Consider the following 15,440-nt stretch of genomic DNA (forward strand, 5'->3'; position numbering starts at 1 on the left):
ATTTAGTAAAATTTAGATAGTATTAAATACAAAGTTAAGTTTTAAAAAATATTAGCGGAAATAAAAAGGGAGTTTGAATTATGGGATTAAAAATTATCTATGGTGATGTTACTTTGATGGCAACTGATGCGATCGTTAATGCAGCAAATTCTGGTTTGAAGATGGGTGGCGGTGTTTGTGGCGCTATTTTTAAACGGGCTGGGGCTGCTAAATTACAAGCAGAATGTAATTTGAAAAAATATTGTCCCCCAGGGCAGGCGGTGATTACTAATGGTTATGATTTAAAGGCTAAATATATTATTCATGCAGTTGGTCCTGTTTACCAGGATGGCAAACATCATGAAGCAGAAGTGTTAGCTAGTAGTTATGAAAACGCGTTACTTTTAGCTAAGAAGTATAATTGTCATTCAATTGCTCTTCCTTTGATTTCATCGGGAATTTATGGCTACCCATATCAGGAAGCTTTAGATATTGCCAAAGATACGATCAAGCAGTTTTTAGCTGTTAACGAAATGGATGTCTATTTAGTGTTATTTAAATAAAAAGCTGTTGAACAGTTTAGTCTGTTTTAACAGCTTTTAATAATTTTTGATACAATTCAAGGTCTTCTTTAAAAGTATCAATAGAACTTTGCCAAAAAGCTTTATCTTTCAAATCAATATCAACACTTAAACAAACATCTTCTAATGACATTTTACCAGTTAAAGATAATAACTTTTCATAAGTATTACTAAATGCTGGACCCTCTTTTTGATATCTTGCATATAACCCCTTAGCTAGTAAAAGTCCAAAAGCATAGGGAAAATTATAAAAAGAGCAATCAGCATAATAGTAATGCGGTTTCCAAGTCCACATATATGGATGAAGATAATTATGATCTAGACCATCACCATAAGCATCAATTTGTGATTGAATCATTAATTCTTTGATTTCAGCGACGGCTAGAGCACCATTTTCTCTCTTTTCAAAAAAGCGGCTTTCAAATAAAAATCTTGAATAAATATCAACGATTACTTGAGTAGCACCAGATAATTCATCTTCTAATAAAACTAGTTTAGTTTTATCATCAGCATCTTTTAAAGCAGCTTTGGTTACGATCGTTTCGCAAAAAGTAGATGCTGTTTCAGCAATTGGCATTGGGTATGCACTATTTAAAATCGATTCATCATTTAAACATTCACCATGAAAACCATGTCCTAATTCATGAGCCATCGTAATTGCATCAGCAAAGTTATCACCATAGTTTAAAAGAAAGCGGCTTTCTTTGATGCTATGCAAATTACAACAAAAAGCGCCACCTACTTTACCGCTATGAGGGTAAACATCGATCCAGTTATTGTTGATTGCCTGGAAAGCAAAATCACCTAGATGACAAGAAAAAGTATTGAATTGTTTAATGATGAATTCACAGCTTGTTTCATAGGGATAGCTGGTATTATCTTCAACTACAGGTGCATATAGATCGTACCATGGTAGACCGTTTTGATAGCCTAAGTGGTTTGCTTTGATTTTTAAATAATCTCTAAAAAGAGGAAGATTTTCATTTATTGTTTCAAGTAAAACATCTAGCGTTTCTTTAGACATTCGGGCATTGATCAACGTCCGTTCTAATTCATTTTTATAACCCCGCAGCTTAGTCGTGTATAAAACTTCACCTTTGATTCCGTTTAAACAAGCAGCGATAGCTTGTTCTTTATCTTGATAGCTGTTGATTTCTGCTTCATAAGCTTTTTTCCTAGTTTCTTTATCTTTGCTGTAAGCCATATTTAAAACTTCAGTTAAAGGGTATTTTTGATCATCAATATTTACTTCAATTGAAGAAATAAGCTGGTCTTTTAATTTACTAAAAGCACTGCTTCCAGTGTTTTGCATATGGGCAATGATGCTTTCGCTTTTTTTATCTAAAGTATATTTTTGGTTTTGTTGGATTTCTTTTAGAATAAATAGATGTTCTTTGATCAGTTTAGAATCAAGGGTATCTAAAGCAAAAGAAGCGATCCATTGTTGATTTAAAGTATCGTCTTCGACAAATGATGCTAGTAGATCGTCTAATTGATCACTATATTTTAAGGCGTCTTTATTAGTTGTATCAACTGATAAAGTAAGACTGATGAAATTAGCTAATTTTTCAATCATTTCATTGATCGTTATAGTGTCTTTTAGATAATTTTCTAGGGCTTTAATATCATGATGATTACGGTAAGTATTGATTTGATCTTGAATCGTAATAATTTTATTAAAATCATTAATAAAATTTGGATCATTAAATGATGTATATAATTTACTTAAATCCCATTCTTTCATTAATTAATCACCTCGAAGTTATTATACCAGTTTTTAAGTAAAGTATTGTAAAAAGATGATCAAGTTTTGCTTGTAAGATAGCTAAATAATGCATCTTTGATCGGAGTTTCTAATTTATATGTAAACTGGATGGCCGAATTTTTATTGTCAGGGAGTTTTACATTGATAGGTCTATCTATCGCGTGTAATCGTCCCATATAATAAAATTCTTTGGAAGTAGTATCATTTTTGTTCTTTCTTACAAATAAATGTATTTGAATATGGTTATTATCTTCATCATAAATTCTTTGGATTTCATCAGAATCTATGCTTCGATTTGGTTTAGAAAAACAAATCAGGGTGCTGTTATCAATAAATCGATGTAAATATTTACCACCATGAATGGCATCATGATCATGATTGATGAAAACTGGCATCGTGTTAGTTCGCTGATCATATTTGTAGCCGCCAATATTAAGAGGTACAGCATTTACTTCCCAGTTTAATAAACGACAGACATCTTCATAAGTGTATTTTTGATATAGGCATAAATCAGTATTTTTATATCGATCATTGTAATATCGTTGATAACGGCTGATACCAAAATCAATTACTTCAAGCAATTGATTTTTAAAATCTTTGTCTTTTAATAAATTTTTTAATTGCGGATGAACATTTAAATCATCATCAATAAAAATTGCGTCTTGAAAAGTAGCTTTAGCTCCACCGGTTGCAAATTCTTGTTTTAACTGGTTGATAATAGGCAGATAATTTACTTCTTTAAATTCAATATTATAATCATGGCACAGCTGTTTTTTTAATAGTGTGATGATATTGTTTTTATTTTCGATACAGAGCTTAACAGCTAATAGTTCATGAATTCGTTTACCAGCTGCTAGTTTGTTGGAAATATATTCAAGATATTTTTCTTGCAGTCTTGTAAATTTGATCGGATATTCTTTTTCGTATTTACTTAGAAATTTATGATAGGATCCAAGACTTTTGTTTTGAAAGATTCTTAAGGGGTCGATTGAATCATATTTATCAAAATCTGATAAATTAGGAATTCTTCCTAATTTATCCTTTAACTGCTGATAACTGTCTTTGATTATTTTTAGATCATTAAATTTAGCTTGATCGATAGCTTCATAAATTTTCTTTTTAGAAATTAAATCAAAGTCAATCGTTGAAGCCCCAGGCAATAATAAACTACCTTCACTTACAAATCTCCTTAGACTATCTTTGTCATAAGTATAATTGCCGCTTAAAGCAATCGGAATCAAAAAATTCTTTTCATAATTACCAATAAAATCAATAACGACAACATAATCTTTAGAAGCATTTTTACGTAAGCCGCGGCCTAGCTGCTGGACAAAGATAATTGCTGATTGGGTAGGACGTAACATGATGATTTGGTTTATTTTAGGAATATCGATTCCTTCATTAAAGATATCGACTGTAAAGATATAATCTAAATTATCATTTTCTAATTTATCAATGGCATTTTGGCGCTTTATTTCACTATCATCACTAGTTAAAGCAACTGTATGATAGCCTTTTTGATTAAATAAATTCGATAACTCTATTGCTTCATCTTTACGACTACAAAAAATCAAGCCACGTGCTTTATTTCCAGAATAGCCATATAATTCAATTTTATCAATGATATGGTTGACCCGAACTTCAGTAACGAGATTATTAAATGATGTTTTATCATCGATACTTATCCCATCAACATTAATATCAGATATTCCATAATAATGAAAAGGACACAATAAATCATATTCCATTGCCTGCTGTAAACGAATTTCATATGCGATATTATAATCAAACATTTTATAAATATCAAAATGATCAGATCTTTCCGGTGTAGCTGACATTCCTAATAAAAATTGCGGTTTAAAATAATCGATCAATTCTTGATATGAAGCAGCACCAGCTCGATGAACTTCATCGATAATAATATAATCGAATGTATCCGGTTTAAATAACTCGCGATATTTTTGCTTATGAATAGTTTGGATCGTTGCAAAGATATAATCGCTGTTTATATCTTTATCATTACCAGTAAAAAGGCCAAAAGTATGATTTTTAATAATATTTTTATATGTGTTCATGGCCTCATGAACAATGTTTTCACGGTGAACGACAAAAAGCATTCTTTTAGGATCGGCATTTTTTATGGCAAAGGCACTTAAATAAGTTTTGCCTGTACCGGTTGCGGAAATCAGCAATGCTTTATCTTTCTTTTGGTTTCTTAAAGCGGTTAATGATGCAAGAGCTTCTTGTTGCATTAAATTAGGCTGGATGTTTTGGTGTTTATCATTAACAGGAGTTGATTTAGGAATATATGTTTTTTCATATTCTTCTATCCATTCTTTAGTTAAAGGAACAGAATGTTGCCACTGCAATTTAAATTCATTATTTATTTCTTCAACAAAATCGTTATCATTATTAGCATCGATCATAATATTCCATTCTTGATTTGTAGCTAATGCTGACTGAGTTAAGTTGGAACTACCAATAATGATTTTATAATTGTTATTATTTTTAAAGATATAGCCTTTAGGGTGAAAGCCAATTTGTTCATCTTCATAAATGCGAACTTCAATATTATCAAATATTAGTAATTCTTTAAATACATTAGGATGATTAAAACCTAAATATGTTGAGGTAATGATTTTACCTCTAATTCCTTTATCTTTTAAATCTATTAAGGTTTGTTTTAAGACGGCTAATCCTGATTTGTTGATAAAAGCGACAGAAAAGTAAAATGCCTCACATGCATTTAATTGAGTTATTAATTTGTGTGATATTTTGATACCTTGTTTGTAGTTGTTGGTTAATAGTTTAGCATTATCTTTATTAGTAATTACATTTTGTGATAGTAATGATATATTATTCATGATATAACTCCTCGTAATCATTAGTATAAAGTATTTTATTGTCAATAACTAGTGATTTGTTTTATTTAATGATAAAATAAAATTAAGATGGGAAGTGATTATAATGGCTGATTGTATGACTAAGGAACAACGCTCTAGAAATATGTCACATATTAAAAGTAAAGATACTTCAATAGAGTTGAAAGTAAGAAAATATTTATATCATCATGGCTTTAGATATAGAAAGAATGTTAAAACATTACCTGGTAAACCAGATATTGTTATTTCAAAATATAGGGTAGTAATATTTATTAATGGCTGTTTTTGGCATCACCATTATAATTGTAAATATGCAACATTACCAAAGACAAGACAGAATTATTGGATAAAAAAAATTAATGGAAACGTTGAAAATGATTTAAAACATTATAAAGAACTTGAACAATTAGATTATAGAGTTATTGTTGTATGGGAATGTGAATTAAAAGATTGCTTTGAATATAGGATGGAGCAATTAATCGAAGAAATTTCTTACTAGTTTAATATTTTTAGGTTTTGATAAAAATATTTATAAATGCTATAATTTGTAAAAAATTGATATAGACATTAGAATTATATATGGAGGAATAAAAATGTGGGAAGTTTTACCGATTAAAGATAAACAGGAATATCGACGGTTAATTTTAGCTTTTGCTAGTTTAACAAGTATGTTTACACAAAAATCAGAAAATGATGTAATACCTTCTCCAATTGTAAATTCTAAATTTCAAGAAACAGTGTTTCAAAAGGTTTTTCACGCTTTGGGAGAAGATATTGGAAATACATCGTATGATGCTTCGCTTCGCTTCGCTTGGAAAATGATGATGGAACAGAGACAAAATTTATGATAGGAATTAAAACATTTGGTATTGCTTCAGGTGATCAAAAAATTGCCCAATTTAAAACAAATCATGGCGAATGGTCAAAACTTGTGGATGAGATGGAAAGAAATGCATATGATAATAACAATAAATTAAGAAAAAAAGAAGAAATTGATAAATTAAATCATGATTTATATTTAACTTTAGCTAGAAAAGTAGCAATTATTCGTAATCAAAGAATAGATTCATCAAAAGAAAATCTTAGAGGATTTGATATTAGCAAATATGATAATATATATAGTGTGTATCATGTTTTAATGCCATCAAAAAAAGGGGAGTTACCTAAAATTTATGTGGGCGAAACGTCTTATAATAAAATAGATTTAACAAATATAAAAATCCAAGGATGTACATCAGCCAAAAATCCTTCAAACTTTATATTTGAAGATGGACTTCATATATATAAGTATACATCAGCTGATAGTCAGCTGCTTATGAAATTTAACAATCAAGAAATAGTTATGGAAGATTGGGATGTTATTTATGCAGATAATGCGTATGAAATTTTTTCCGATATATCTAAAAAAATCTATGGTGATTCTGATAAAAGGGATTTGATTGATGGAATAAGAATAGAAAATAAAATAGTTGAATCTTATTCATGGTCATTGTTAAATGACAAGGGAGAAATAGAGTTATTTTCAGGATTTAATAATTTCTTTGGTGTTGGATCTAAACTTGCCAAAGATACACGGAAGAGTCATATTGACAAAATCTGTGATAGATATAAAGAAGAAATTGATTTAAAAAAAAATAATTTGAAAGATTTGTTATATGATTTTTTAATGAAATCCGCTCCAACTTTTAATGAGAAAATGGAAAAAGTAGATTTAAGAGAAAAAATTAAAAAAATTGCTATAGAAATGGAAAATGAAAATCTATTGAAAGACATTAATAAATTGATATATCGACCTATGGATGAAATGTATATTCCAATTCCTAATTCAAAAAAATTTCATAATGAACATCCTGATTTCTTTGGGGAAAGAATTGGAACATTTGAAATAGATAAAATAACAGGAAAAGAAACTTCGAAGTTAGCTCTACCGCGTGAAGAAAGAAAATTTAATCTGATTTTTGAACCTTCAGGTGATTCTATTATGTCGTATATTACACAAGATAATGGTAAAGCTATTCAATCATTCGAAAAGCAATCATATTTAGGAAAATGGATTTTGAAAAAGGTTTTTCAACTTAAAGAATATGAACCATTAACTAGTCAGAAACTAGAAGAGATAGGAATTAATGGTATTCGATTATATAAAATGGAGAATTCGGATGATATACATTTACAGTTTATTTGGATTGACGCTGATCACTTACCAAAAGATATAATTAAATAATTTTAAAGATTAATTTTGTGTATAGTAATAAAATATAAAATAATTAGTGATGAAAAAATATAGTTAAAATATAGATGGAAAATTGGGTGATTTTTTGAAAAAATAAATAATTATACTAGTACATAAAATGATAAATTTATATTTATCAATTATAAGTGTATAAAATTAAACTATTTTAGTTTAATTTTATACACTTTTTATTGAATGCTTTTCAATGATAATATATAATATAATACGGTGAGATGTTTATATACACAATAAGTATATTTGTAATATGTCTTTTTGCAATAATTTATAATATAGTTGGGTGATGGATATGAAATTGCGAGAACTTGGTAATGATGTATATAAGGTTTTGGAATATATGGAATGTGTGGAAGTTGTTCATGGTGATGAAAAGATTATTATTCACACACAACAAGAAATTGCAGATAATTTGAAGATAAGTAAGTTAAAAGTAAATAAAATAATTAGTCAATTGTTTTATTTAGGATTATTACGACGTTATACTCAAAAAGGTAAATATCAAATTACTGAAGCAGGTTATGAAGTTTTGAGAGTGATGAATACGAACATTAAAACTGGAGGGATATATAATGACACTTAATTGTGCTTCTCTTTTTGCTGGAGTTGGTGGAATAGATTTAGGATTTAAAAATGCCGGATTTAAAATAGTGTATGCTAATGAGATAGATTCTAAAGCAGTCAAAACGTATGAACTAAATTTTAAAGATTTAAAAGTAGATAATAGAGATATTCATGAAGTAGTAAAAGATATCGAACTTGGAATTGATCCGTTTAATGGTAAAAAAATAAATGTTGTATTGGCAGGATTCCCTTGTCAGGCATTTAGTATAGCGGGTTATCAAGAAGGTTTTGAAGATAAAAAAGGTCGAGGCGGTTTATTTTTTGAAATAATGAAAATAGTAGAATTTGCTAAACCTGAATTTATTTTTTTAGAAAATGTAAAAAATCTAATGGGACATGATAAAGGAAAGACATACAAAATAATAAAAGGTGCTTTAGAAGCAAAAGATTATTATGTTGACGAAAGAATCTTTAATTCTATGGAATATGGAAATGTACCACAAAATAGAGAAAGAATTTATATTGTAGCTTTTAAAAATGAAAATAGTCTAAAAAAATTTAAATGGCCTGATCCAATTAAATTAGATAAAACACTTGATAAAATTTTAGATTACAATACAAAATTAGATGATGCATATTATTATACTAAAGAGCGTTTTAAAAGATTTAGTGAAATTGAGCCGTATATAAAAAAAAGGGATACGGTTTATCAATGGCGAAGAGTTTATGTTAGAGAGAATAAAAACAATGTATGTCCAACTCTTACAGCCAATATGGGGACTGGTGGACACAATGTACCACTTATTTTAACTGATTATGGAATAAGAAAATTAACACCTCGTGAATGTTTTGATTTGCAGGGATTCCCATCTAATTATAAATTGCCGGAAAAATTAGCTAACAGTTATTTATATAAACAAGCGGGAAATTCAGTTTCCGTTTCAGTAATTCAAAGAATTGCTGAAGCGGTATTTAAAGTACTTTGAATGATTTAAAAGATGAAAAACAGTTATCGTTACTAGAGATGAGTGCCTAGCTGATAAGAGAGTATGAAATAATAAGTAATCGTGAAGCAGGACCAGCTCATTGTAGTAAAGAAGCTGATGTGAAATGGGTTGAAAAATAACTTTTATAGATTTTAGAGCTGTATAATAAAATTGTAGATTGATAGAAATAGCTCTTAAAAGAAAAAATATATAATTGAATAAATAAAAAAGCATGATAAATTGATGAATAAACCATCAAATATATCATGCTTTTTTAGAAACTGTAAATAATGATGATAAATATTTAAATTAAAGAATTTTGTTGAGAGGAAAAGATGAAAATAGAAGCTGTTTTTGGTAAAATAATGTAAAGGCAGCAAATTTGATGATAAATATTTAAAATAGGAGTTATATAAACAAAATAAAAATAGTTGCATGGCAACTATTAATATATCACCTACGTGATACCGTTATAAACGGCATTAAAGCAAAGCTTTATTTTAACTCGTTATGTAATTTAGAATAGTAGTCAAATTGCTTTGACATAATAAGAATAAAATAAAATGGGGAGAAAGTCAATATGGATAGAAGAAAAATTAAATATAGTATAGGCTTAGATATAGGAACAAGCTCAGTTGGTTGGGCCGTAATTGATAATGATTTTAAACTATTAAAAAAAGGTAATAAAAATATGTGGGGAAGTCGATTATTTGAAACGGCAGAAACTGCTGCTAATCGTCGCGAAAATCGCTCTACTCGAAGAAGATATAATAAAAGACGTGAACGAATTAGATTATTACAAGAGCTTATGGCAAACATGGTATTAAGTGTAGATCCAACATTTTTTATTCGTTTATCACAAACTACTTTTTTAGATGAAGAAGATAAAAGTGCATTATTAAATGGTAAATATCAAGGAAATTATAATTTATTTATTGAAAATGATTATAATGATCAAGATTTTTACAACAATTTTAAAACAATATATCATTTGAGAAATTATTTGTGTCGATCTACTCAAAAAGAAGATCCTAGATTAATATATTTAGCTTTGCATCATATTGTTAAATATCGTGGTAATTTTTTATATGAAAAGCAGGATTTTAGATTAGATGTTTCAAGTATAGAAGAAGATTTACAAAGTGTTTTAGATAAAATTAATGAATTTAACGATTTAGGTATGGTATTTGATGAGTTAACAGTTATTAAAATATTAAATATTTTAAAAGAAGATAATAATCGAAATCAAAAAATAGATAAGTGTTTAAAACAAATAGCTGTTGATAAAAAGAATAAACAGATATTTAAATATCTGTTTAGCGGGATAGTAGGAAATCAATTCAATTTTACAAAAATGGTTTCTAATGAAATCATAAAATATGAAGATGAAGATATTAAATTAAAGTTCTCGGATGATAATTTTGAAAATAAGATAGAGGAATATAGTATTGCATTAAAAGAATATTTAGAATTTATTGAGTTGATGAAAAAAATATATAGCTGGATCACCTTAAACAATATACTTAAATCGGGAAACAGTATATCAGAAGCTATGATCAATAGATATGATATGCATCACGATGATTTAAGAAAGTTAAAAAAATTGATTAAAGGGTATGATAGAAAAGTTTATTATGAAGTTTTTAGAAATCAAAGTGATAAATTAAAAAATTATTACAATTATATAAATCATCCTAAAAAAGTTAGTAGAGAAGAATTTTATAAATATTTAAAAAAAGTATTAGAAAAAATCAATAGTGAAGAAGTTAATTATTTTTTAATGAGGATCGAAGAAGATGAATTGTTATTAAAGCAAAATGATCGTGATAATGGGGCTATTCCTTACCAATTAAATTTAAATGAAATGAAGGAGATAATTGAAAATCAGTCTAAATTCTATGAAGATTTAAAAATAAATAAAGATAAATTAATTAGCATTTTAACATTTAAAATACCATATTATTATGGTCCTTTAGATGGTAATGATAAATATGGGTGGTTAGTTAAATATCAGGATAAAAAACAGGAACGAATTACGCCATGGAATCATAGTGAAGTTGTAAATATAGAAGAAACAGCTTCTGATTTTATTAAACGTTTAACTAATTTTTGTACATATTTACTTGATAAACCAGTTATGCCTAAAAATTCATTAACTTGTAATATGTTTGAACTTTTGAATGAATTAAACAAGATTAGGGTAAATGGAAAATTATTGGGAAGAGATATTAAAACAAGAATAGTTGAAGAATTATTTATGAATAAAAAAATCATTAAAGAGAAGGATTTGAAAAAGTGGTTTGTTACAAATAAGATCTATTTAGAAATTGATGAAATTTCTGGATATCAAAAAGATAAAATGTTTTCTGCTTCATTAGGTTCATGGATTGATTTTAAAAAGATTTTTGGTGTTATTGATGATTCAAATTATTTGATTATTGAAAGAATTATTGAAGATATTACAATTTTTAATGAAAAAAATATTTTAAAGAAACGTCTAAAAAATGTTCATAAGTTATCTAATGAGCAAATAAAAGCAATTTTAAAATTAAATTATAGTGGATGGTCAAGACTATCCTATGAATTAATTAATGGAATTAAGGCTGATAATCGTTATGGAAGTTCAGTAACTATTTTAGACGTAATGAAGGAATCAAATCTTAATTTAATGCAGATAATTAATGATGATAAGTTGGGTTATAAAAAAATCATAGACGAGAAGAACTGTTTTGAAACAGATAAAAAACTCAATTATGATGATGTGATAAAAAAATTACCTGGATCTCCAGCAATAAAAAAAGGAATTTGGCAAGCACTTCAAATTATAGAAGAAATAACAAAGTATATGAAACATCAACCCAAAAATGTTTACATCGAATTTGCACGTGAAGAAGGGAAGAAAGGACGAACAGAAACGCAAATAAAAAGACTTAAAAATATTTACAAAGAGTTGGATTTGCAATTAGAATATGATATTTCGGTAAGAAATAAACTCAATCAAGAAAAAGATTATCGTAAATTTGGTAATGAAAGAATGTATTTATACTATACTCAAATGGGAAAATGTATGTATACAGGTGAACCAATCAAAAATATAGGTGATATTTTTAGTGACGAGTTATATGAAATCGACCACATAATTCCGCGTTCAATTATTAAAGATGACAGTATTGATAATAAAGTATTAGTGAAAAGGAAAGAAAACCAAAGAAAGTCAAATGATGTTATTCCTTTATCAATTAGAGAAAAACAAATTCATCGTTGGAAATATTTGTTGGAACATAAATTGATATCTCAAAAGAAATATTTTAATCTAATTCGTGATGAAATGGATCCTCAAACAATAGAAAAATTTATTAATCGCCAACTGGTCGAAACAAGACAGATCATTAAACATGTGGCTAATATTATTGATAACCATTATACTAATACATCTGTAGTAGCAATAAGGGCTAATATAATTCATGATTTTAGAATAAAATACAATATTTATAAAAATCGTAATGTAAATGATTATCATCATGCACATGATGCATATATTGCTTGTTTTATAGGACAGTATATGAAGATACGTTATCCACAATTTAATGCAAAATATGCTTATAATGAATATATGCGTTATGGTAATAATGAACATGATAAATCAGGATTAATTTTAAATAGTATGAATTATGAAAGTTATGATGAAGATACTGGTGAGATGATATGGCATCCTGATAAAATCAAAGGAATTTTAAAATGTTTTAATTATAGAGATTGTTATATCACCAAAAAACTTGAATCAAGTGATGGAGAATTATTTGATGCAACTATACATTCACCAAAAAGTAATAAAAAAGATCTAATTCCTGTAAATAAATTTAGAGCAAATAGTAATAAGTATGGCGGTTTTTCTGGATTAAACTATATTATTTATGCTATTGAAGGAATCAATGAAAAATCGTCTGTTGTGCGTAGAATTGTTAAGGTTCCACTTATTTATAAAAATGAAAAACTAGAAACAATAATTTCTTATATTGAAAAAAGTAATAATTATAAAGATGTTAAACTACTAAAAATTATCAAAAAAAATCAATTAGTTGAAATAGATGGTGGTTTTTATTACATCACATCACCAACTGAATTAAATACTGCTTGGCAGTTAGTTTTAAATCCACATGAAAATGCTATAGTATATAAAATTAATCAGGCGCTAAAAAATAGTGTTGATAAAGAGCTGGATATTGAGGAATTGGATTTACTATATTTAAGTTTGATTGATAAATTAAATAATTATTATCCTGAATATCAAGATAAAATAAAAAACAAATTAATTGCTCTACATGAACAATTTAAAAATCTATCATTACTTGATGCAGCAAAAGTAATTGAACAATTATTAACTGCTATGTCTGCTGGTCCTCAAAATGGTAAAATTGAACTGCCTAATTTTAAAATTGGTGATCGTATTGGAAGATTAAAAAAACAAACTATTTTACTAGATAAAATTACATTTTATGATCAGTCAGTTACTGGTTTATATTCAAAAAAGGTAAAGTTATGACATGGCGGACTATTTTTATAAAATCAAAAGCCAAATTATCTTATAAAAACGATTATCTGGTAGTTCGAAATGAAGAGATACATATGATTCATTTGTCAGAAATAAACACAGTAATAATTGATTCTACTGCAGTTACAATTACTTCCTACTTAATATCGGAAATGTTAAGTAGGAAGATCAAATTAGTTTTTTGTGATGATAAAAGAAATCCGCAAGGAGAGGTTGTACCATATTATGGTTGTCATGATTCAAGTAAAAAAATCCATGAGCAGTTAAAATGGGATGAATATGTATCCGTGGTATGGACTAGAATTATTAAAGAAAAAATTATAAATCAATCAAAGTTACTTCATTATTATGAAAATGATAATTATAAAAAATTAGAATTATATGCTAGTCAATTATTAGCAAATGATATAACTAATCGTGAAGGACATGCAGCTAAAGTATACTTTAATTCATTATTTGGGTTAGAATTTAATCGCGAAGATGTTAGTGACATTAATGCTTCTTTAAATTATGGGTATGCTGTAATTTTGTCGCAGTTTAATAAAGAAATTGTGGCAAGTGGGTATTTAACACAGTTGGGAATTAAGCACAGTAACTATTTCAATTTCTTCAATCTGTCTTCAGATTTAATGGAGCCATTTAGACCATTAATAGATAAAATTGTAAAAGATAATTATGGAAATGTATTTGATACAACAATGAAATTAAATTTAGTTGATGTTTTAAATAAAAAAGTAAGAATAAAAAATAGAGAGCAGTATGTAAGTAATGCTATTGGTATATACGTAAAAAGTGTAATAAAGGCAATCCAAAAGAAAAATATAGAATTATTAGACTTTTTTGATTATGAGTTATAGATATATGAGAATATTAGTATTTTATGATTTACCAGTAGAAACATATGCTGAACAAAAAGAGTATCGTAGATTTCAGAAGAGTTTAATTAAAAGTGGTTATATAATGATGCAAGAAAGCGTATATTGTAAGCTGGCGCTGAATAATTCTATTGTAAAAAGTGAAAAGCAGAAATTATACAAAAATAAGCCCAAGTGTGGAATTGTTCAAGTTCTTGTTGTTACAGAGAAGCAATTTGCTCAAATTGAATATATAGTCGGGAAAAAATCAAATATTAAAGAAGATAGAGATAATAGGTTAATAGTATTATGAAAATGAAGATAATTGGATTTGATATGGATATAGATTTTAATGATTCAACAGATACGATTTTAATTATTAAAGATAGTAAATTATTTTCAAAAATTGCATTCGAGATTTATAATTATTCATCAGATGATAAATGTGAAATAATTATATTAGATGATTACGGAGAAATAATCAAGAATAATCTTATTGAGTGCATACACGATATAATTAGCTATGATTTAACCTCTAAAAAGGTATTAGCAAAAATATATATGACAATAAAAAATAATATAGTAGATGATGTAGATAAAGAAACTGTTCTTTTAAATGATATAAATAAAATAAATAGATTGTTTATTGAAGAATTAGAAAATTATAATTTGGATTATTCTTATGAGACGAATATAAAGATAGAAAATTATTTAAAACTGTTAAATTTAAAGATTTTAAGTTCTGGAGAATCAGTATTTAATAAGATGATAGATTTAATTGAGATTTATTCTGAATTGTTTAGTGAACATGTTATAATATTTATAAATATTATGTCATATTTAAGTGATGATGAATTAGAAGAAGTTTTAAAATATAAGCGATATAAAAAACTAAAATGCATATTTATTGAGAATAATTTTACTAGAAATGTATCAGTAAATAAGTATATAATTGATGATGATTTATATATGTATAAAGTATAATACTATCTAAATAACAGATGAAGTCGTTATTCATTTATGCTTTTA

12 protein-coding genes are annotated in these 15,440 nt (G+C 27.1%); 10 read left to right on the forward strand and 2 right to left on the reverse strand.

Annotated features, from left to right (window positions below; genetic code table 11):
* The first annotated feature begins 80 nt into the window (after positions 1 to 80).
* Positions 81 to 542 (forward strand): macro domain-containing protein, encoded by a 462-nt coding sequence (locus tag BR82_RS0114675; RefSeq protein ID WP_027090764.1) that lies wholly within the window; start codon positions 81 to 83, stop codon positions 540 to 542.
* A 16-nt stretch (positions 543 to 558) separates the two neighbouring features.
* Here BR82_RS0114675 and BR82_RS0114680 read toward each other — a convergent pair whose 3' ends face one another.
* Together BR82_RS0114680 and BR82_RS16190 are read right to left on the reverse strand one after the other, a co-directional pair.
* Positions 559 to 2,304 carry a M3 family oligoendopeptidase gene (locus BR82_RS0114680; RefSeq protein WP_027090765.1) on the reverse strand — a complete coding sequence of 582 codons (1,746 nt, stop codon included), beginning with the start codon at positions 2,302 to 2,304 and terminating at the stop codon, positions 559 to 561.
* 59 nt (positions 2,305 to 2,363) lie between these two features.
* Positions 2,364 to 5,189, reverse strand: a complete 2,826-nt coding sequence (locus BR82_RS16190; protein ID WP_084300882.1) for a DEAD/DEAH box helicase — start codon at positions 5,187 to 5,189, stop codon at positions 2,364 to 2,366.
* A 103-nt stretch (positions 5,190 to 5,292) separates the two neighbouring features.
* On the opposite strand from BR82_RS16190, the gene BR82_RS0114690 reads away from it, so the two are divergent.
* From BR82_RS0114690 to csn2, 9 genes are all read left to right on the forward strand, one after another.
* Entirely contained in the window at positions 5,293 to 5,706 is a 414-nt protein-coding gene (locus tag BR82_RS0114690; protein ID WP_027090766.1) for a very short patch repair endonuclease, read from the forward strand.
* 94 nt (positions 5,707 to 5,800) lie between these two features.
* Positions 5,801 to 6,055 carry a hypothetical protein gene (locus BR82_RS17525; protein WP_051592868.1) on the forward strand — a complete coding sequence of 85 codons (255 nt, stop codon included), beginning with the start codon at positions 5,801 to 5,803 and terminating at the stop codon, positions 6,053 to 6,055.
* Positions 6,052 to 7,431 carry an NgoFVII family restriction endonuclease gene (locus tag BR82_RS16195; RefSeq protein WP_051592869.1) on the forward strand — a complete coding sequence of 460 codons (1,380 nt, stop codon included), beginning with the start codon at positions 6,052 to 6,054 and terminating at the stop codon, positions 7,429 to 7,431. The genes BR82_RS17525 and BR82_RS16195 overlap by 4 nt, the downstream gene beginning before the upstream one ends.
* Before the next feature lie 316 nt (positions 7,432 to 7,747).
* Entirely contained in the window at positions 7,748 to 8,038 is a 291-nt protein-coding gene (locus BR82_RS0114700) for a hypothetical protein (RefSeq protein ID WP_034865335.1), read from the forward strand.
* Positions 8,028 to 9,005, forward strand: a complete 978-nt coding sequence (gene dcm, locus BR82_RS16200) for a DNA (cytosine-5-)-methyltransferase (RefSeq protein WP_034865337.1) — start codon at positions 8,028 to 8,030, stop codon at positions 9,003 to 9,005. The genes BR82_RS0114700 and dcm overlap by 11 nt, the downstream gene beginning before the upstream one ends.
* 580 nt (positions 9,006 to 9,585) lie before the next feature.
* On the forward strand, positions 9,586 to 13,548 hold the full coding sequence (gene cas9, locus BR82_RS0114715) for a type II CRISPR RNA-guided endonuclease Cas9 (protein WP_027090768.1): 3,963 nt from the start codon (positions 9,586 to 9,588) through the stop codon (positions 13,546 to 13,548).
* The gene (gene cas1 / locus BR82_RS0114720; protein ID WP_027090769.1) at positions 13,545 to 14,414 is read left to right on the forward strand and encodes a type II CRISPR-associated endonuclease Cas1; all 870 of its coding nucleotides are present in this window, start codon (positions 13,545 to 13,547) and stop codon (positions 14,412 to 14,414) included. Before cas9 ends, cas1 begins: the two co-directional genes overlap by 4 nt.
* Positions 14,415 to 14,418: 4 nt before the next feature.
* Positions 14,419 to 14,724, forward strand: a complete 306-nt coding sequence (gene cas2, locus BR82_RS0114725; RefSeq protein ID WP_027090770.1) for a CRISPR-associated endonuclease Cas2 — start codon at positions 14,419 to 14,421, stop codon at positions 14,722 to 14,724.
* Positions 14,721 to 15,395 carry a type II-A CRISPR-associated protein Csn2 gene (gene csn2, locus BR82_RS0114730; protein WP_027090771.1) on the forward strand — a complete coding sequence of 225 codons (675 nt, stop codon included), beginning with the start codon at positions 14,721 to 14,723 and terminating at the stop codon, positions 15,393 to 15,395. Before cas2 ends, csn2 begins: the two co-directional genes overlap by 4 nt.
* The last annotated feature ends 45 nt before the right edge of the window (positions 15,396 to 15,440 follow it).

This window comes from Thomasclavelia saccharogumia DSM 17460 (assembly GCF_000686665.1).
GTDB classification, from domain to species: Bacteria; Bacillota_I; Bacilli_A; order Erysipelotrichales; family Coprobacillaceae; genus Thomasclavelia; species Thomasclavelia saccharogumia.

Excerpts from the sequence above, each read along its gene's own strand:
- csn2 (WP_027090771.1), top strand. The coding sequence starts at position 14,721 with ATGAAAATGAAGATAATTGGATTTGATATGGATATAGATTTTAATGAT.
- BR82_RS16190 (WP_084300882.1), bottom strand. The coding sequence starts at position 5,189 with ATGAATAATATATCATTACTATCACAAAATGTAATTACTAATAAAGAT.
- cas2 (WP_027090770.1), top strand. The coding sequence starts at position 14,419 with ATGAGAATATTAGTATTTTATGATTTACCAGTAGAAACATATGCTGAA.
- BR82_RS0114675 (WP_027090764.1), top strand. The coding sequence starts at position 81 with ATGGGATTAAAAATTATCTATGGTGATGTTACTTTGATGGCAACTGAT.
- BR82_RS0114690 (WP_027090766.1), top strand. The coding sequence starts at position 5,293 with ATGGCTGATTGTATGACTAAGGAACAACGCTCTAGAAATATGTCACAT.
- cas9 (WP_027090768.1), top strand. The coding sequence starts at position 9,586 with ATGGATAGAAGAAAAATTAAATATAGTATAGGCTTAGATATAGGAACA.
- cas1 (WP_027090769.1), top strand. The coding sequence starts at position 13,545 with ATGACATGGCGGACTATTTTTATAAAATCAAAAGCCAAATTATCTTAT.
- BR82_RS0114680 (WP_027090765.1), bottom strand. The coding sequence starts at position 2,304 with ATGAAAGAATGGGATTTAAGTAAATTATATACATCATTTAATGATCCA.
- BR82_RS17525 (WP_051592868.1), top strand. The coding sequence starts at position 5,801 with ATGTGGGAAGTTTTACCGATTAAAGATAAACAGGAATATCGACGGTTA.
- BR82_RS0114700 (WP_034865335.1), top strand. The coding sequence starts at position 7,748 with ATGAAATTGCGAGAACTTGGTAATGATGTATATAAGGTTTTGGAATAT.
- dcm (WP_034865337.1), top strand. The coding sequence starts at position 8,028 with ATGACACTTAATTGTGCTTCTCTTTTTGCTGGAGTTGGTGGAATAGAT.
- BR82_RS16195 (WP_051592869.1), top strand. The coding sequence starts at position 6,052 with ATGATAGGAATTAAAACATTTGGTATTGCTTCAGGTGATCAAAAAATT.